Annotated in this window: 15 protein-coding genes, 1 pseudogene and 1 riboswitch; of the genes and pseudogenes, 11 read left to right on the forward strand and 5 right to left on the reverse strand. The window is 68.6% G+C overall.

What is annotated here, in order from left to right:
* From LX14_RS01120 to LX14_RS01130, 3 genes are read right to left on the reverse strand one after another with little or no spacing between them, the layout of a single operon-like run.
* Positions 1 to 633 (reverse strand): TetR/AcrR family transcriptional regulator, encoded by a 633-nt coding sequence (locus LX14_RS01120; protein WP_253647838.1) that lies wholly within the window; start codon positions 631 to 633, stop codon positions 1 to 3.
* Entirely contained in the window at positions 617 to 2,185 is a 1,569-nt protein-coding gene (locus tag LX14_RS01125; RefSeq protein WP_253647839.1) for a class I adenylate-forming enzyme family protein, read from the reverse strand. The genes LX14_RS01120 and LX14_RS01125 overlap by 17 nt, the downstream gene beginning before the upstream one ends.
* A 29-nt stretch (positions 2,186 to 2,214) precedes the next feature.
* Positions 2,215 to 2,853 (reverse strand): nitroreductase family protein, encoded by a 639-nt coding sequence (locus LX14_RS01130; protein ID WP_253645451.1) that lies wholly within the window; start codon positions 2,851 to 2,853, stop codon positions 2,215 to 2,217.
* Between the two features lie 142 nt (positions 2,854 to 2,995).
* On the opposite strand from LX14_RS01130, the gene LX14_RS01135 reads away from it, so the two are divergent.
* The 6 genes from LX14_RS01135 (at position 2,996) to LX14_RS01160 (ending at position 8,843) form a co-directional block, all read left to right on the forward strand.
* Positions 2,996 to 4,957: a flavin-containing monooxygenase gene (locus tag LX14_RS01135; RefSeq protein ID WP_253645452.1), complete on the forward strand. Its 1,962-nt coding sequence runs from the start codon at positions 2,996 to 2,998 to the stop codon at positions 4,955 to 4,957.
* Complete coding sequence (locus LX14_RS01140) at positions 4,954 to 6,051, forward strand: CaiB/BaiF CoA transferase family protein (RefSeq protein WP_308214057.1); 1,098 nt, start codon at positions 4,954 to 4,956, stop codon at positions 6,049 to 6,051. Before LX14_RS01135 ends, LX14_RS01140 begins: the two co-directional genes overlap by 4 nt.
* 51 nt (positions 6,052 to 6,102) lie before the next feature.
* Positions 6,103 to 6,696: a 5-formyltetrahydrofolate cyclo-ligase gene (locus LX14_RS01145; RefSeq protein ID WP_253645453.1), complete on the forward strand. Its 594-nt coding sequence runs from the start codon at positions 6,103 to 6,105 to the stop codon at positions 6,694 to 6,696.
* Positions 6,697 to 6,833: 137 nt separating this feature from the next.
* Positions 6,834 to 7,586, forward strand: coding sequence for a YoaK family protein (locus LX14_RS01150; protein WP_253645454.1), 753 nt, complete (start codon positions 6,834 to 6,836; stop codon positions 7,584 to 7,586).
* A gap of 101 nt (positions 7,587 to 7,687) precedes the next feature.
* Complete coding sequence (locus LX14_RS01155) at positions 7,688 to 8,056, forward strand: FmdB family zinc ribbon protein (RefSeq protein WP_253647841.1); 369 nt, start codon at positions 7,688 to 7,690, stop codon at positions 8,054 to 8,056.
* 94 nt (positions 8,057 to 8,150) lie between these two features.
* On the forward strand, positions 8,151 to 8,843 hold the full coding sequence (locus LX14_RS01160) for an SAF domain-containing protein (protein WP_253645455.1): 693 nt from the start codon (positions 8,151 to 8,153) through the stop codon (positions 8,841 to 8,843).
* A gap of 304 nt (positions 8,844 to 9,147) precedes the next feature.
* On the opposite strand, the gene metE is transcribed toward LX14_RS01160, so the two are convergent.
* Positions 9,148 to 11,436, reverse strand: coding sequence for a 5-methyltetrahydropteroyltriglutamate--homocysteine S-methyltransferase (gene metE, locus LX14_RS01165; RefSeq protein ID WP_253645456.1), 2,289 nt, complete (start codon positions 11,434 to 11,436; stop codon positions 9,148 to 9,150).
* Positions 11,437 to 11,650: 214 nt separating this feature from the next.
* Positions 11,651 to 11,786: riboswitch (cobalamin riboswitch) on the reverse strand.
* Positions 11,787 to 12,101: 315 nt separating this feature from the next.
* Between metE and mscL the strand changes: the two genes are divergently transcribed.
* From mscL to LX14_RS01180, 4 genes and pseudogenes are all read left to right on the forward strand, one after another.
* Positions 12,102 to 12,572, forward strand: a complete 471-nt coding sequence (mscL, locus tag LX14_RS01170) for a large-conductance mechanosensitive channel protein MscL (RefSeq protein WP_253645457.1) — start codon at positions 12,102 to 12,104, stop codon at positions 12,570 to 12,572.
* 523 nt (positions 12,573 to 13,095) lie between these two features.
* Positions 13,096 to 13,962: a glycosyltransferase family 2 protein gene (locus tag LX14_RS01175; RefSeq protein WP_253645458.1), complete on the forward strand. Its 867-nt coding sequence runs from the start codon at positions 13,096 to 13,098 to the stop codon at positions 13,960 to 13,962.
* 121 nt (positions 13,963 to 14,083) lie between these two features.
* Positions 14,084 to 14,272 (forward strand): annotated as a pseudogene (locus LX14_RS21040) (glycosyltransferase family 2 protein); the annotation flags it as partial.
* Positions 14,247 to 14,996 carry a glycosyltransferase family 2 protein gene (locus LX14_RS01180; RefSeq protein ID WP_301283248.1) on the forward strand — a complete coding sequence of 250 codons (750 nt, stop codon included), beginning with the start codon at positions 14,247 to 14,249 and terminating at the stop codon, positions 14,994 to 14,996. The pseudogene LX14_RS21040 and the gene LX14_RS01180, both read left to right, overlap by 26 nt.
* Before the next feature lie 14 nt (positions 14,997 to 15,010).
* Here LX14_RS01180 and LX14_RS01185 read toward each other — a convergent pair whose 3' ends face one another.
* The gene (locus LX14_RS01185; RefSeq protein ID WP_253645460.1) at positions 15,011 to 16,384 is read right to left on the reverse strand and encodes a wax ester/triacylglycerol synthase domain-containing protein; all 1,374 of its coding nucleotides are present in this window, start codon (positions 16,382 to 16,384) and stop codon (positions 15,011 to 15,013) included.
* A 169-nt stretch (positions 16,385 to 16,553) separates the two neighbouring features.
* Between LX14_RS01185 and LX14_RS01190 the strand changes: the two genes are divergently transcribed.
* Positions 16,554 to 17,948 carry a phenylacetate--CoA ligase family protein gene (locus LX14_RS01190; RefSeq protein ID WP_253645461.1) on the forward strand — a complete coding sequence of 465 codons (1,395 nt, stop codon included), beginning with the start codon at positions 16,554 to 16,556 and terminating at the stop codon, positions 17,946 to 17,948.
* Positions 17,949 to 18,017: the final 69 nt, after the last annotated feature.

Consider the following 18,017-nt stretch of genomic DNA (forward strand, 5'->3'; position numbering starts at 1 on the left):
TCAGCCGTCGTGGCGTCCGTGCCGCAGGATCCCGCCGATGGTGTAGTCGACATAGGTCTCGACCAGCGCGTCGATGTCGTGGTCGTCGCGGAGCCACCAGCTCACGCCGTTCATCAGGTCCAGGACCGCGATGGCCGCGCGCGTGGGGTCGGCCACCGTGAAGTCCCCGGATCGGACGCCCGCGGCGATCACGTCACGGACTCGACGCTGGTAGTACCGGCGGTAGTCGACGATGCGCTCGCGGTGCTCCTCGGTGAGAGCCGCGAGATCCCGCAGGCTCACGAGGTGCTCGACGCGGTTCTCGGCGAGGAAGCGCAGATGGACCTCGACGAGCTCCGACAGCCGACCGGCCGGCGTCCCCGCGCCGTCGAGGACGAGCATGTGCTCCTCCACGGGCACCTTGGTCATCCTCAACGCGATGGCGTAGAGGATGTCCTCCTTCGACCCGAAGTGGTTGTAGAGGCTCGCACCCTTGATACCCACGGAGTCGGCGATGCCCCGCATCCCCGCCGAGTGGTAACCGACCTCGGCGAAGTACTCGGCGGCAGCGGAGACGATCTCGTCTCGACGGTTGCGCGGTCGTGTCAGTCGGGTGACGCCGTCGTCCGCCGACGGTTCAGGCCGGGGCGCCACGTCGTCGTAGTTCACGCTTGAGGATCTTGCCCTGCGCGTCGACCGGCACCGCGTCGACGAGGTGCACACGCTTCGGCAGCTTGTAGGACGCGAGCGTGGTCCGGCAGTGCTCCCGCAACTCGTCGCCGGTGACGTCACTGCCCTCGACGGGGATGACGAAGGCGGTGACCGCCTCCACCCAGTAGTCGTCCGGGAGGCCCACGACGGCGGCGCGCGCCACACCGGGATGCGTCTGCAGTGCCCGTTCGACCTCCTGCGACGAGACGTTGTACCCGCCGGTCTTGATCATGTCCTTGATGCGGTCGAGGAAGAAGAGGTTCCCGTCGGCGTCGCGGCGCACCCGGTCACCGGTGTGCACCCATCCGCCCTCCATCACGGCCGCGGTCTTCTCCGGTTCGGCGAGATACCCGACCATCACCGACGGTGTGCGGCAGAGCAGTTCACCGCTGTCGGAGTCCCTGCCGTCCTCGTCGACGACACGGATCTCGAGGTGGCCGACGGGCTTGCCGATCCAGGTGGGGTCGTTGTCCGGAACGTCCTCGAGACGGCTGAACCACCCGACGGAGCCGAGCTGGGCGAGTTCGGACTGCCCCCAGTAGGTGCCCCAGATCGACCCGGGGGCAGCGTCGGCCCACGCATCGACCGTCCTCGGCGACACCTGGCCTCCGTATGTCAGGCACCGCTGCACCGTGCCGACGGTCGCCGACCCGAAGTCGGGGTGATCGGCGAGCGCGAGGTAGAAGGTGGGCGTCTGCGCCAGGACGGTGATGCCCTCGTCGCGGATCACGCGCAGCGCGTCGGCCGGGGCGACGCTCGACGGGAAGACCAGCGTGGCACCCAGCAGCAGAAGCGATGTGGCCGAGCCGATGCCGGCGATGGTGTGCAGCGGCATGACGAACAGCCACACGTCGTCGTCACGGCATCGCAGCCCCCACGTGTAGGCCGGCGCCGTGGAGATCAGGTAGTGCCTGTGGGTGAGCATGACGCCCTTCGGCGCCGCCTCGGTGCCACTGGTGTAGACGATCATCGCCAGGTCGTGTTCGTCGACGACGCAGTCGGGTTCGGTCTCGTCCATCTCCGCGAGAAGGCGGTCGAAGCCGCGAGGCCCGTCCCCACCGAGGACGACGATGTGCGGTCGGTGCTCGCGGCCGGAGAGCGCCGCCTCGACGGTCGCCTCGAGTTCCGCCGCGACGACCACGACTGACGGCCTCAGGTGGTCGAGCTGCTGGGCGACCTCGGCCGCGCCGAACAGTGCGTTGATGCCGGAGTACGCGGCCCCCACCTTGAGCAGGCCCTGGTAGACCACGATCGACTCGACCCGGTTCCGCGACATCACCGCGACCCGGTCGCCCTGACGCACCCCCATCGACAGGAACAGGTGCGCGGCGCGGTTGGCCTGCCGATCCAACTCGGCGTAGGTCGTGACCAATCGGGTCCCGGCGGCGTCGTAGGTGACGACGGCGGCTCTGGCGCCGCGACTCTGGGCGTGGCGCCGCAGTTGGTCCCCGAGGGTGGCGCGCCGCATCCGCGCCTCCTGCGCCTGCGTGAGCATCGGGCGATCAGACAGCTCCGGCGTGGCCGTCACGCGAACATCGGGTTGTCGAAACGGTCGAGGAACGCGGTGTCGGCGACCTCGGCGCGGGTCAGCTTCTTCGGGAAACCCTTCGCGGGGTACCCGACCGCCACGTGGGCAGCGGTGATGACGTCGTCGGGGATGTGCAGCAGTTCCTTCACCGCCGGCTCCTCTGCACACAGCAGCGTGGTGACGGCGGAGGCGACACCCTGGTCGCGCAGCGCGAGGGTGAGGTTCTGGACCACGGGGTAGATGGACGCACCGCCCACGACGCTGAGCCGTCCGAGCTCGTGGTCGGTCGGGTGCAGACCCGCCATCTCGGCACACACGACGATCAGCACGGGCACCTCGGCCAGGTGGTTGGCGAAGTAGTTGGCGCTCTCGACGGTCCGGTCGACGGCGCCGACCGCCTTCTGCCCCTCCTTGATCGCCGCGTAGTAGGCGTTCCAGTAGGGCATGTACAGCTCGGCCAGACGGGCCTTGGTCGCGTCGTCACGGACGACGATCCACCGGACCGGCTGCCGGTTGCCACCCTGCGGCCCGAACCGGGCATGGTCGAACGCCTGACGCAGTACGTCGTCGGTCACCAGTTCGTCGCTGAAGTACCGGCAGGTACCCGTGGTCCGCATTGCCTCCACCAGTTCCACAGTTCAACCCTTCGTCTGAAACTACCCGCTGTTAGTGAGATCCAGGTCATAGTTGCACCGACTTGCGTCGACGTCAACGCCTCGCTGCCGCGATTTGCAGGGAGCTCTTCCCTCCGCAGCTAACGACTGTTAGTTTCGGATCATGACCACGATGCCCGACGCCGACCGCGCCCGTCTCGACCGTGCGACCGCGTCGGGGAGCATCCCGACGATGCTCGCGGTGCTGGTCGAGTACACGGGCGATCGCGGATGGCTGCAGCCCCGCTTCCGACCGACCCGAAGTCGCGGGATGGACGAGAACGCCTCGGGCGGGCTCCCCGACGAGGTCCAGGCCGAGATCCGCGCCGCGTTCGCCGACGCCGTCCGCCACTGGTGGGAGCAGGGCAGACCAGCACGCCGGGACCTCGCCGCGGGCGAGGTCGAGACCGTCCTGTCCTTCACGACCGGGGAGACGGTCCCGGCCGACGTGGCGTCGATGATGGCCGAGATCGTCAACGGCCCGCAGCCCGTCCCGCAGGCCCCCACCGCAGCACCAAATCTGCGCGCGATCGTGATCGGTGCGGGAGTCGGGGGGATGTTGATCTCCGTAGCGCTCGATCGCGCTGGGATCGACCACGTCATCCTGGAGAAGAACGAGGAGGTCGGCGGCTCCTGGTGGGAGAACCGGTATCCCGGCGCAGGCGTCGACACCCCCAGCCACCTCTACTCGATCTCCGGCTTCGATCACGACTGGTCGACCTACTTCGGCAAGCGGGACGAGGTGGAGGCCTATCTGCAGGCCTACGCCGACGCCCACGACATCCGGTCGCGCATCCGGTTCGGCACCGAGGTGACCCGCGCTGTGTTCGACGACGATGCGCAACGCTGGGCGGTCACCGCCGTCGGCGCCGACGGCGACACGACAGACCTCGAGGCACCGGTCCTCATCAGCGCCGTCGGCCTGCTCAACCGACCGAAGGTCCCCGACCTGCCGGGCATCGGAGACTTCCGAGGCCGTGTCTTCCACTCCGCCCACTGGCCTGCCGAGCTCGACGAGCCGGACTCCCTGCGCGACAAGACGGTCGGGATCATCGGCGCCGGCGCGAGCGCGATGCAGATCGCACCCGCCATCGCCGACCGCGTCGGATCGATGACGATCTTCCAGAGGTCACCGCAGTGGATCGCGCCGAACGCCGACTACTTCCGGCCGGTCGACGACGACGTCCACTGGCTCATGGACACGATCCCCGGGTACCGCGAGTGGTACCGCGCCCACCTGTCCTGGATCTTCAACGACAAGGTGCACCCGTCGCTCCAGATCGACCCCGACTGGCATGAGGCGAGTGCGTCGATCAACGAGACCAACCACGGTCATCGCCGGTTCTACGAGCGATACATCCGGGACCAGCTCGGCGACCGTGACGACCTCATCGCGGCGTCCCTGCCCGACTACCCGCCCTTCGGGAAGCGGATGCTGCTCGACAACGGCTGGTACGCGATGCTGCGCGAACCGCACGTCGACCTCGTCGCCCGCGGGGTCCGCGCCTTCACCCCGTCCGGCGTCGTCGACGCCGATGGTGTCGAGCACGCACTCGACGTGGCCGTGCTGGCGACCGGCTTCCAGAGCACTCGGATGCTGTACCCGATGGAGATCGTCGGCCGGTCCGGTCGGTCCACGCGAGAGGTGTGGGGCGACGACGACGCCCGGGCCTACCTCGGGATCACGGTCCCCGACTTCCCGAATCTCTTCATCCTCACCGGACCCAACACGGCGATCGGGCACGGCGGCAGTTTCATCACCATCCTCGAGTGCCAGGTCCGCTACATCGTCGACGCCCTGCACCGCATGCAGACCGACGGCATCGCGGTCCTGGAGTGCCGGCCGGAGGTGTCGCACGACTACAACGCGGAGGTCGACGCCCGGCACGCCCGCATGGTCTGGACGCACCCCGCGATGCAGAACTGGTACCGCAACGCCGACGGGCGCGTGGTCGCCGTGTTGCCCTGGCGCATCACGGACTACTGGTCCATGACGCGTCAGGTCGACCTCGACGACTTCCTCGTCGAGCCGCCCCGCGGACACGCGGAGACGGTCGGAGGACCTGCGCACCGCTCGGCCTCGTGACGTACCCGGGCCCGTTGCACGGGGTGCGGGTGCTGGAGATGGAGGCGATCGGCCCGGTGCTGCACGCCGGGATGATGCTGGCGGACCTCGGCGCCGACATCGTCCGCGTCTCGCGGCCACGACGGGTCGACACAGCCGACGACGGCGTCACGGACGCCGACGCCGCGATGCTGCGCGGCCGCGTGGACGTGACGGTGGATCTCGCCGATCCCGCTGAGGCGGAACGGTTTCGGGAGCTCGTGAGCCGCGCCGACATCCTCGTGGAAGGTTTCCGACCGGGGACCATGGAGAAGCGCGGCTTCGGGCCGTCGGAGTGCGCCGCGGTCAATCCACGGTTGATCTACGGACGCATGACCGGGTGGGGTCAGTCGGGACCGCTGGCGCGCACCGCCGGACACGACCTGAACTACCTCGCCGAGTCGGGCGCCCTGGAACCGATCGGTCCCTCCGGCGCACCGCCCACGCCGCCGCTCAACTACGTCGGCAACTTCGGTGGCGGGTCGATGTTCCTGGTCGTCGGAATTCTCGCCGCCCTGCACGACCGGACACGCACCGGCCTCGGGCAGGTCGTCGACGCGGCGATGATCGACGGCGCGAGCTCCCTGACCAGCCTCGTGCGGTCGTGGCGACATGCCGGCCGGTGGTCCGACGACCGCGGGACCAATCTCCTCGACGGGTCCGCACCCTTCTACCGCGCCTACACGTGCCGAGACGGACGGTTCGTCGCCGTCGGTGCACTCGAGGACGCCTTCTACGACCGGTTCGTCCGCGGCCTCGGCCTCGACCCCGGCGACCTGCCGGACCGATGGGACCGCGGGCACTGGCCGCATCTGACGGAACGACTCGGCGACATCCTGCGCACCCGCGACCGCGACGAGTGGGCGGATGCGTTCCGAGGCCTGGACGCCTGCGTCTCCCCCGTCCTCACCCTCGACGAGGCGACCGCGACCGAGCACGCCCGTCAGCGCGCGGCGTTCGTCGCGTCGGGGCCGGTGACGATGCCCGCGCCGGCACCCCGTCTCGACCGGGCCGGCGACGCCGCGCCACCGCTGACTCACGGCGACGTGGACGCGGCGATCGCCCGCTGGCGCTGACCTTCCGCGACCGGTCGCGTGTCCCGCGCGGCCGACGGCGATGATGGGCGCGTGCCCGATGACATCGCGACCGCCAAACACGAGCTGCGCGCCGACCTCGTCGGCCGTCGCGACGCGCTGTCGGAGACCGCCCGTCGCGATGCCGGGGTCTCTCTCGCGACCCACGTGGGCGGCGCACCGGTCCCCACCGGCCCCGGCGTGACCATCTGTGCCTACGTCTCGGTCGGGACCGAACCGCCGACCGGACCGCTGATCGCCGCCCTCGCCGACACCGGGGCGAGGGTGCTGCTGCCCATCAGTCTCCCGGGGCCGCCGGCGCCCCTGGAGTGGGCCGCGTTCGACGGGCCGCAGTCGCTGGCGTCGGGACGGTTCGGTCTCCTGGAGCCGACCGGCGAGCGACTCGGCCCGACGGCCGTCCGCGACGCCGACCTCGTCCTGGTCCCCGCACTCGCCGTCGACGTCCGCGGCTTCCGGCTGGGTCGTGGCGCCGGCTTCTACGACCGCTCACTCGTCGACGTCCGCGGCGTGGTCACCGCCGTGGTCTACGACGACGAGGTGCTCCCGTCGGTGCCCGGCGACACCCACGACGTGTCGATGACGTGGGCCCTCACGCCCGCGGGCGGGTTCCGGCGCCTCGACCGGTGACCGATGACAGTCCGACCCCCGCTCGGCCGGACAACGAACCACGTCGCCGCCGATTCTCTTTACAGTCGTGGTGAAGATTGTGAACCGGATCACGCGTGCCCGACCGAAACACGAAGTGCCGGATAGCGTTCGTCGTCATGACCACCATCCGCGTGACGCGGGAAGACGCGATCGGCCGCGAGGCACAGTTGTCCTGGCTCCTCGCCGCCGTGGCCGGGATGATCGGCGCCGCGGCGTTCCTCGATTCAGACGGGTACTTCGTCACGTTCATGACGGGCAACACCGAGCGTGCGGTACTCCAAGGGTTCGACACGACCCGCGAGAGGGGCGTCATCGGCCCGGTCGCCTTGAACGCCGGCATCCTGATCATCGCCTTCGTCCTCGGCGTGGCCGTCGCGATGTACCTGCGCCGGAAGCTGTGGAAGAACAACCCACACGGCATCACGGTGTTGACCACCCTGGGTCTGTTCGCGGCAGGGATGACCGACCTGATCCTGAACGGGTTCCACGAGAACGATGTCACCTACGTCCCGATCATCATCGTGGCGTTCACCGTCGGCACGTTGAACACGGCGTTCGTCAAGAAGGGGGAGGTCTCGATCCCACTGAGCTACGTCACGGGCACGCTGGTCAAACTCGGCCAGGGCGTGGAGCGCCACGTCACCGGCGGTGGCACCGTCTATGACTGGCTGGTCTACGCCCTGCTCTACGTCGGCTTCATCACGGGTGCGGTCCTCGGCGGCGTCGTCGCCTCCATCATCGACGGCGGGTACGTCCTCTTCGGAGCGGCCGGCCTGTGCGCCGTCGCCACGGTGGTCGCCTTCTTCCACACGGATCGGCTGCGGAGTCATGCGTGGCCACCCGAGCCGGCGGAGCAGACGACCGCCTGACCCCGTGGTTGGCACTCGTGTCGGTCGAGTGCCAGATGGCGCGCTAGACTCTCACAGGGTCCGTTCCGGGCCCCGTGATCTTCAGTCCCGGAGGTATGTCGGTGCCGACCTACTCGTATGCGTGCACGGAGTGCGACAACAAGTTCGACATCGTGCAGTCCTTCAGCGACGACTCGCTCACGGAGTGCCCCAAGTGCGGCGGCCGTCTGCGCAAGCTGTTCAACTCGGTCGGCATCGTGTTCAAGGGCAGCGGCTTCTACCGCACCGACAGCCGGTCGGGATCGACCGTCGGGTCGGAGTCGTCGGGGTCGGAGTCCTCGAGTTCGGACTCGTCCTCGAAGTCGGACTCGAGCAGCAAGTCCGGTGACAGCGCGAAGTCCTCGAAGGACTCGTCCGCCGGTTCGTCGAGCAGCAGTTCGTCGAGCTCCTCGGGCTCGAGTTCGTCGTCGAGCACCGCCGCCGCATCCTGACCCGCCGCGCGGTTCTCCACAGCTCGGAGTAGTCCACAGGCTGACCCCACGACGATGACCCCGTGGACGCGATGCGTCCGTAGCGTCCGCGGGCATGGTCGGTCGTCGTCAGGGTCCCCGGGACCATCGTCTCGATCCCACCGTCACCGATCGGGTGCGCGTGGCTCTTCGTCCGGGGTGGACGCGATCGCTGGCGATCCGTCGCATCCTCGCCATCGTGCTGGTGGGTGCCGCCGTGACGTCGGCGGTGATCGCCCACCGGGGAACTCAGCTCGCCACGGTCATGGTCGCCGCCCGCGACCTCTCCCCCGGTCTGGAACTGACCGCCACCGACCTCCGCGCAGTCGAGGTCGATCCGTCCGCGGTTCCGCCCGGTGCACTCCGGATGACGCGGGACGGCCTGGGACGCACCGTCACCGGACCCGTGCACAGCGGTGAGATCCTCACCGACTGGCGACTGCTCTCGACACGCCTTCCCGCGCTGCTGACCTCCGACGAGTCCGCACGCCTCGTCCCCGTCCGACTCGCCGACGACGCCGTCGTCGACCTCCTGCGCACCGGTGACGTGGTCGACGTCCTCACCGAGGCCGACAAGCCCGAGGGCACCGGCACTTCCCGTGACAGCGGCAGGGTCCTGGTCCGTGGCGCGGTGGTGGCGGTGGTGCCCGGCCACGCGGGTTCCCGCGACACCCGGCCGCCGGTCGTCATGCTCGCGATGCGGGAGCGCGACGCCCACGCCGTCGCCGGCACCGCACTCGCCGCGCCGGTCACCGTCGTCTTCCACTAGCGCGGGCTGTCGGGACGTCGCGACCGAACGATGCAACCGTGATTGCTGATCCGCTGTCGCCCCATCGCCCGCGCAGTCCGGGGTGATCCCGGCACGAGATCAACCTCTGACCGCCTCACCGGGTTGGCCCTCGCGGCGGTCGAGCGGGGTCGGGATCAGAGGCCCCGGGGAGCGGGCCGACGGGGCGTCTTCGTCGGCCCGTCCGGGTCGAATCCGCGGTCGCTGCGGCTCGATTCGGGCGGCCGGGCTGCGCGGGTCGGCCCATTGCCAGTTCAGGCCATGAGCCGACCCGCACCTCATCAGGTCACGCCAGTGACATCCGCACCCTCTCGGTCGCGGCGACGACGTGGGCCAGCGATTCGCGGACCTCGTCGGGCTTGCGGGTCTTCAGGCCACAGTCCGGGTTGACCCACAGCCGTTCTACCGGAACAGCATTCAGTGCTGCCCGCAGCGATTCGACGATCTCGTCCTGCGACGGCACCCGCGGCGAGTGGATGTCGTAGACACCCGGCCCGACGCTGTTGCCGAAGCCGATCGCGTTGAGGTCGTCGAGGACCTCCATCTTCGACCGTGCCGCCTCGATGGACGTGACGTCCGCGTCGAGGTCGGCGATGGCCGTGATGACCTCACCGAACTCCGAGTAGCAGAGGTGGGTGTGGATCTGCGTCGCGTCGGCGACACCGGACGTCGACAGCCGGAACGCATCGACGGCCCACGCCAGATACGCGGCCTGGTCGGCCGCACGCAGTGGGAGGAGCTCACGCAGAGCGGGTTCGTCGACCTGGATGATCCCGATACCGGCATCCTGGAGATCGACGGTCTCGTCCCGGATCGCCAGGGCGATCTGGTTGGCCGTGTCCGCCAGCGGTTGATCATCGCGCACGAAGGACCACGCGAGGATCGTCACGGGACCGGTCAGCATCCCCTTCACCGGCTTCGGGGTCAGAGCCTGTGCGTACGTGGCCCACTCGACAGTCATGGGCCGGGGGCGCGACACGTCGCCGAACAGGATCGGCGGGCGGACGCAGCGGCTGCCGTAGGACTGCACCCAGCCGTTGTGGGTCGCGGCGAACCCGTCCAGCTGCTCGGCGAAGTACTGGACCATGTCGTTGCGTTCGGGCTCACCGTGCACCAGGACGTCGAGACCGAGCTCCTCCTGCAGACGGATCACGGATTCCACCTCGCCGCGCATGCGACGGGTGTACTCCGCCTCGTCGATCTCGCCCGACCGCAGCGCTGCGCGGGCCAGACGGATCTCCGAGGTCTGCGGATAGGAGCCGATCGTCGTGGTCGGCAGGACCGGCAGGCCCAGGCGCTCGTCCTGTTGCCTGCGCCGATCCGCGGCCGGGCCCCGGGCTATGCCCTCCGCGACGATGTCGGCGACTCGGCCGCGGATGCCCTGGTCGTGGACCCGGGGGTCCGCCCGTCGGGCCGCGATCGCATCCGCCGCCTCCGCGAGCTCCTCGGTGACCGCATCGCGTCCCTCGGTCAGGGCGCGTGACAGGGTCACCACCTCGGCGACCTTCTCGGACCCGAACGCCAGCCAGGGACGCAACGTCTCATCGAGACCATCCTCTGCGGCGATCGTGTACGGAACATGCAGCAACGAGCACGACGTCGACACCGCCACCGTCCGCGCACTGCCGAGGAGCGTCGCGAGAGTCGCCGATGCCCGGTCGAGGTCGGTGCGCCAGATGTTGCGTCCGTTCACCACCCCGGCGACGAGCAATTTCTTCGCGAGGCCCGTCGACGCGACCACGCGGTCGACGTCACCGCGCACGAGATCCACGGCGACGCCGTCGATCCCTGTCGCGGCAAGTGCACCGAGGGCGTCACCGAGGTCTCCGAAGTACCCGGCCACCAGCAGCGCAGGTCGGTCTGTTGAGTCTCCGAGCGGGCCATAGACGCGTGCGGCCAGGCCTGCCGCGTCGGGCGTCACATCTGTGGCGAGCGCCGGCTCGTCGATCTGCACCCACTGCGCACCGGCGGCTTTCAGCTGCCCGAGGAGGTCGGCGTACAGCGGGATGAGCTCGTCGAGGCGGGAGATCGGCGCGTCCGCCCCGTCCACCGCTTTGCTCAGGAGCAGAAAGGTGATCGGACCGATGATCACCGGGCGCGCAGGCACCCCGAGCTCGGTCGCCTCGACCAGCTCGGCCACGGCCTTCTCGGGATGGAGTGAGAACGTGGTGTCCGGCGAGATCTCCGGGACGATGTAGTGGTAGTTCGTGTCGAACCACTTGGTCATCTCCATCGCGGTCACCGACTGCACGCCGCGCGCGGCGGCGAAGTAGCGGTCGAGGTCGTCGGCGATCCCGTCGTACCGGTGTGGGAGTGCACCGAGCAGGACGATGGTGTCGAGCACCTGGTCGTAGAACGAGAAGGTGTTGACCGGCACGGAGTCGAGGCCGGAATCGCGGAGACGGGTCAGATCGTCTCGGCGCAGGTCGCCGGCCTGGACGAGCAGTGCCTCGCGATCGATGCGGCCCGCCCAGTACGCCTCGGTGGCGCGTTTGAGTTCGCGGTTCGGGCCGATTCGTGGTGCACCGAGAACGGTGGCGCGGAAATCCGTTGTCGTGCGATCGATGTCGGACATGGTGGTCGTACCTCCGGATGTGGAGCGGATGGCCATCGCCCATACCCGACGGTCACCGGACCACGCGTCGACGCTCTCGCACGGCGACGACGCCATCGCCCCGCGGCACCACCCGTCCGATCGACGGTTGCCGTGCGGCGACCCACCTGTCCGGCCACACGCCCAGTCCACGAGGCGATGAACCGTCCACCGCGGCGCGGCGGACACGGCTGGCAGGTCTTCGGACTCATGGGCGAGCGCTGACGCGCACCTACTGGTCGACGCTTCCCGGGCATGGGGCCCAGTGCTGTTGCCGACGGTCGTTCCCACTCACCGCTGCGGGACAGTCCCGGATTCCCACCGGGTTCCCTCTCGCGGGGGTCCTGCCGGTCTCCCGGCCGGTGATCCCCACTCGATGCGGCGCCAACGGACGCAGTTCCCTGCATCCGGTGGCGCCGCAGACCAGCTGCGCGCCTCACGCTACGTGGACCGCCGGCGTCCGCGAGTCGAGGGGCTGTGAATCCCGGCCGTCAACGGCAGCGCCTACCACCGTCCTCGCCTGCCTGACGTCGTCGTCGTCGCGCACATCGTTCCCCCGGCACCGCCGATCCGCGCGTGCGTCCGACGTCGAGAGTCCGAGGTCGATAGGGTGATCGGGCACATCGACCATCGGACGAGGAGGGCACATGCTCAAGGGCTTCAAGGACTTCCTGATGCGCGGGAACGTCATCGACCTGGCGGTCGCGGTCGTCATCGGCGCGGCGTTCAGCGCCATCGTGAAGGCGTTCACCGACAGCATCATCCAGCCACTGATCAACTCGCTCGGCAGCACGAACCAGGCCGAGGGGCTCGGCTTCCTCATCCGCAGCGGCAAGGCCAACACCTTCGTCGACTTCGGCACGCTGATCACCGCGGCGATCAACTTCGTCATCATCGCCGCGGTCGTCTATTTCGTGATCGTCCTGCCGTTCGAGAAGATCAAGGCACTGAGCGCGAAGAAGGGCGACGACGCCGCCGCGCTCACCGAGGCGGAGCTGCTGACCGAGATCCGCGATCTGCTGGCCACCCAGCAGACAGGCGGCTCGGCGACCAGCGGCAGCACTGCCGCACCGACCGGCGCCACCGCCGTCGACGGTCCCGGACGCCACGAGGCCTGACCGGCCCGGGAGACGTCAGCAGTCCCCAGGCTCGTTCCCGGGACGACCCGGACGCGGAACTGTACCCCGACCCGGACGAGTACTTCTCAGGCCGACGCGCGAATCTCGAGCTTCTCAACCATGGTGCTGCCACCCGCGATCGTCTGCGGCGTCTCAGCAGAGGGGCTTGAGGGCCCAGAAGAAGTCCGCGACGAATCCGCTGATGAAGTGGCTCTTCGCGTGAAGGTGGGCTACCCCGATCCGGGCGAGAACCGAATGCCGAGCAGCCGTGGTCAGGCTCACTGCCCGCCGCCTGCCACGAGGAGCGTCGTCGTATGCAGACACATGCGGAACGTACGCCACATTGCGGGCTACGGCTACGAAACCGCTTCTTGTCTGCAGCTGTGATGGGTGGAGCAGTCGGACACACGACGTCGTCGACCTGCACTCGACGGCGTGGGTCACGAGTGTCACCCCTTTCCGAGGTGGCTTTGTCGTTCACTTCGGCGACACCGCGAAACCGGAAAACCATTACGGTCGGCGGATGCGCATCTCTGTTGTCGTGCCCGCACACAACGAGGCCGGCGACATCGCACACTGCCTGGAACGCTTGATCGAACAGGACGGCCCCATCACCGAGATCATCGTGGTGGACAACAACAGCACCGATGAAACTCCCGATCTGGTCCGCGAGGCGGCCGTCGGCGACGATCGCGTTGTTCTCATCACCGAGCCGCGACCGGGTGTTGCATACGCACGGTATGCCGGCTTCGCCGCTGCGACCGGTGACGTCATCGTCAGCGTCGACAGTGATACTCGGGTCGAGCCCGGGTGGTCCACTGCGATAGCGTCCGCCTTCAGCGACAACCCGCGAATCGCCGCCGGGACGTGCCCCATGGTCATGTTCGACCTTCCGTTCCAGGGTGCGTTCTCTCGCCGTAACCTGCGTCTGCAAGCACGGGCACAACGCCATCTAAAGCACGGGGAGATCACTCCCGCTCCTGCGTTGTCGGGCGCGAACTCGGCGATCCGGCGAACCGCCTGGGACGACATCGCCGACAAGGTGAGCTACCGCGGTGATCTGTTCGAGGATCTGGACCGTTCGCTTCTCCTGCAGGATGCAGGCCATTCGCTTGCAATCGTGCCGGGAATGGCGGCCACGGTGTCGGGGCGGCGACTGCTCTCCGGACCGCGGAGTCTGCTGCGATACGCCGCGTGCGGACCGCGGACCTACGCCGTGCACGGCAAGACGCGTGAGGCCGCCATAGCGTGGGTGCTGAACGTGGTCATCGTGATGCGATCATCGGTATTGCTGCCGGCGAACCGGGCCTGGGATCCCGACCGCGGCAATTTCTCCTTGCGACGCCTGCTCGCGCGGGAATGGCAGGTGCGACACTCGCCGATCGGCTGAGCCCTGACTGGGATGCCCGGCAGTCAGCCATCGGTTGCGGCACAGTTTCGTCGTTGATGCGCGCCGAACATGCGTGGCCACCCCCCGGCGTTTTCCCACGAAGGGACGACTTGCCGGATCCATGTCCGAATGTTGCGATCGATGCGTGAGCAGACCGCAGCTGTCGGTGATCGTGCCCGCCTACAACGAGGAGGAGATGCTGCCCGACTGCCTCCGGACGCTCGTGGACCAGGACGACCCTGTGGACGAGATCGTCGTGGTCGACAACAACTCGACGGATTCGACTGTCGCGGTCGCCGAGGGCACTCGCCGACCAATTCCCCATCATCCGGGTGATGCACGCTCGGGAACAGGGTGTGATCCACGCCCGGTCCGAAGGTTTCGACGTCGCGACCGGAGACGTCCTGGCACGCGTCGACGCGGACACCCGCGTGCACCCTTCGTGGGCACGGATGGTGCGGGATTTCTTCTTTTCACACGGGAACCAGTTCGCCGCCGGCTCGGGCCTGTGTAGCTGTCACGATCTGCCGTGGCAACAGATCTTCCGTCGCCAACAGCGACGGATCTCCGATTCCGTCGCGGCATCCCTCGCAATGGGCGACGCGTCGGCGGCGGAGTCGATGCGACTCTTCGGGTCGAACATGGCCATAGCCCGGCGTGCCTGGGAGACCGTTCGTGCCGACCGTTCCAGGAGCACAGACGTCTTCGAGGACCTGGATCTCAGCCTGACGTTGGAGGCCGCGGGGTATCGGATCGGTCTCATCCCGCACCCCGACGCCCAGATCTCCGGCCGGCGATTCCTCTCACCCCCGGCGGTCTACCTGCGGTACTGCTGGCGCGATCAACGGACCCTGCGGCGCCGCGGTCACGTCGGCCGGGCGTGGCGCGCGGTGGGGACGACGGTGCTCGTGCAGATGCCGTTCTACTGTGTCATGTGGATTCCGTTCCGCGCGTTCGATCCTCGCACGCAGCGGATGCGGCCGAGGCGACTGCTGCGTCGCGGTGAACACAGGGTGCTGCCGTCCGGGGACTGACCGGGTGGAGCCCGTCAGACCAGGGACGCAGCTCGATGTGCGGCCACCGATGCCTCGATGAACCCCAGATAGACGCTCGGGTCGGCCATGACGGAGTCGTCGGTGGTGACCGAGACGATCAAACGGTCCCGCACGGTGCGGATCGAATGGGCGAGAAGGCATCCGGCGCTGAGCGTCTGCATGCCGTACATCGCGTCGACGGACGATCCCGCCATGGTCTCGACGCCCCGAGTGGGACCGACGTTGGTGATCGCCACGGTGGCCACAGCGGGTCTCGCGTTCAGGCGGCTGGAGCGAGACACGCCACCGAGCAGCCGCAGCAGCGGCCCGGGCAACTCGGGTGTTCGTTCCGACTGCGACGCGCGGACACGTGCCTTCGCGGCGGTCGCGGAGGCGCTCACGGCCGCGACGCGTTCCAGTGGGTGATCGATGTCGGTGTGCAGGTCGACGATCGACGCGGCGAACTGGTTCACGGGCCCGTCGGTACCGGTCCGTGTCGAGATCGGCACGAGCGCGGGAAGGGTGGCCGCCGGCGGTTCACCCAGGCCGGCCAGGTAGTCCCGGAGCGCACCACCGATCACCGAGAGCATCACGTCGTTGACCGTTGCACCAGGACACGAACGCCGGATGTCGAGGACGGCGGCCAACGGCACGGGAACGAACGAGCACACGCGCTCGCCGCGTTCACGAGCGATGAACCGGGTGGGCGGGCACGGAACAGCGTCGGGGCGCCCCGCGTGATCGTTCTGCCGCTCGCGCGACCTCAGGCTCCGGAGGATGCCCACCAGGAATCGCGTCCAGGTCACTGGCGCGAGGACGATCTCTCGCACCGCGGCGGCAGCAGGGCCGATACCGTCGTCGTCGACCCGCCAGCCGTCGGGTGCAGGGCCGCGATTCTCACCGGCATCGGCGAGGGCGTACCGGGTGAGTTCGGTCCAACGCATCCCGTCGAAAGCGGCATGGTGCCACATGATCGCGAGAAGACTGGATGGACCGGATTGACCGGGCACCCCGTCGACCGCGGGTAGCAAATGCGCCCGCCACAGCGGCCTGTCGGGCGCGAGCGGCCGCGCACCGATGCGACTGATCTCCACGGTGGCTTCCGACCACGTGAGACCGGTGGCGTGGTCGAAACAGTGTCTGGTGACGTCGAACTCCGGGTCGCGCTGCCAGAACGGTCTGCCCAAAGAGAGCGGGACGTGGCGTACGCGGGACACGAAATGGTCATCGAGGGCGGTCATGGCCCGCACCCGGGCCAGGACCTCGTCCTGCGACACCCCTGTGCCGTCGGCATGGTCGCGAAGCACCCATACCGAGATGACGGTTGCCGAAGCGTGCCGGTCGCCGAGGAACAGATACGCGGCGTCGCGCGACGACATCTGGTGCATCGGTCCTGCCTCCACATACAACAGGCAGGCGCCCCATGATGCGGCGGTCCCACGGATCTAGGCTGTGGCGGGATCGTACGGCGGGCAGTCGTCGGCCATGATCGAATCGGGCAATGCCGTCCGACTCGGCCGCCAGTGCAGACGACGCCCATCTGGCAGTGTTGACCGCATGGCTGATCGGGATGTGACACCGTCCGACGCCGATGTCGAACGCTCCGCGCGATGGCTCGACCGGGACATCCGTCGCGCCGCGCGCGCCGCCCCCTCGGAGATCGACGAGCGTGTTCACCGTCGTCTCGGGCATCTCGTGACCCATGCGCGTAACCACTCCCCGCTGTTCGGTGAGCTCTACGCCGCGGTCCCTCCCGAACCCCGGGTCGATGACCTCCCCATCACGACGAAGCCATGGCTGATGGAGCGTTACGACCTGTGGGCGACGGACCGTAGGGTGACGTCGGCGGCCGTCGATGACTACGTGGCGCGCGCCGACCCAGGGTCGCGCGACTTCCTCGGCGACTACATGTACAGCGAATCATCCGGGACGAGCGGTGCGACCGGCCGGTTCGTCACCGAACGGTCCGCCCTGAAGGTGTTGCACGCGTTACGGTCTCGTCTGCCGCGACCATCCGCGACGACCCTCCTCCGCGTCGCGCGTAAGCGAGGTCGCTCGGCCGCGATCATCAACGACCGCGGCCATCACATGGGCGCGGTGTACTACCGGCGGGCCGACGGCGGAGCCCGCGCCGGCCGCATCCTGGTGCCGGTCACTGATCCGATCTCCGTCATCGAGGCTGCACTGGAGGACTGCGACCCCGCTTCGATCAGTTCCTACGGATCGGTGCTGGCCCAGCTCGCCGAACGCCAGATCGCCGGACACCTGAACGTCGACCCGGCTGTGCTGATCCCGTTCTCGGAGACCGTGACCGACCCCACCCGACGGCGCCTCCTGACGGCCTGGCCGAACGCAACCGTCGCCGAGCAGTACGTCGCGAACGAGTGCATGTTCATCTCGGCACGGTGTTCTCACGGCGCCCACCACCTCAACGCCGACTGGGTGATCCTGGAGCCCGTCGACGTGGCGGGGCGGCCGGTGCCACAGGGCACGACATCGCACTCGGTACTCCTCACCACCCTGTTCCGGCGAGTGCAGCCCATCATCCGTTACGACCTGGGTGACCGGGTGCGCTTCCATGAGCACCAATGCCCATGCGGCAGCCGGTTGCCCGCCTTCGACGTTCTCGGTCGGACCGGCCACCTGATCTCGCTGCAGACGCAGGGCGGCCAGGTCTCGATATCCCCCACTGTGCTCACGGTCGCCCTCGACGACCTCGAGGACGTCGTCACCTCCCAGTTGGCGATCGACTCCGACGACCACGTGACGGTCCGGCTGACTGCTCGCCACGGAGCGGACGCGGAAGCCGTCGGCGCGCACGCGGCCGGCTGCCTATGGGCGGTCTTCCGCGATGCGGGTGCGCCGTCGGTTTCGGTCCGCGCACTTGTCGAGGACCCGGTCCGCGGCCCCGGCGGCAAGATCCCTCGCACGATCGACCATCGGCCGACCTGACGCACGGGGCAAGACTCGTCGCACATACACAATTGCGGTGCAACGCCGTCACAGTACGGACTTCGGGAA

The organism is Williamsia deligens (genome assembly GCF_024171765.1).
Lineage (GTDB): Bacteria > Actinomycetota > Actinomycetes > Mycobacteriales > Mycobacteriaceae > Williamsia_A > Williamsia_A deligens.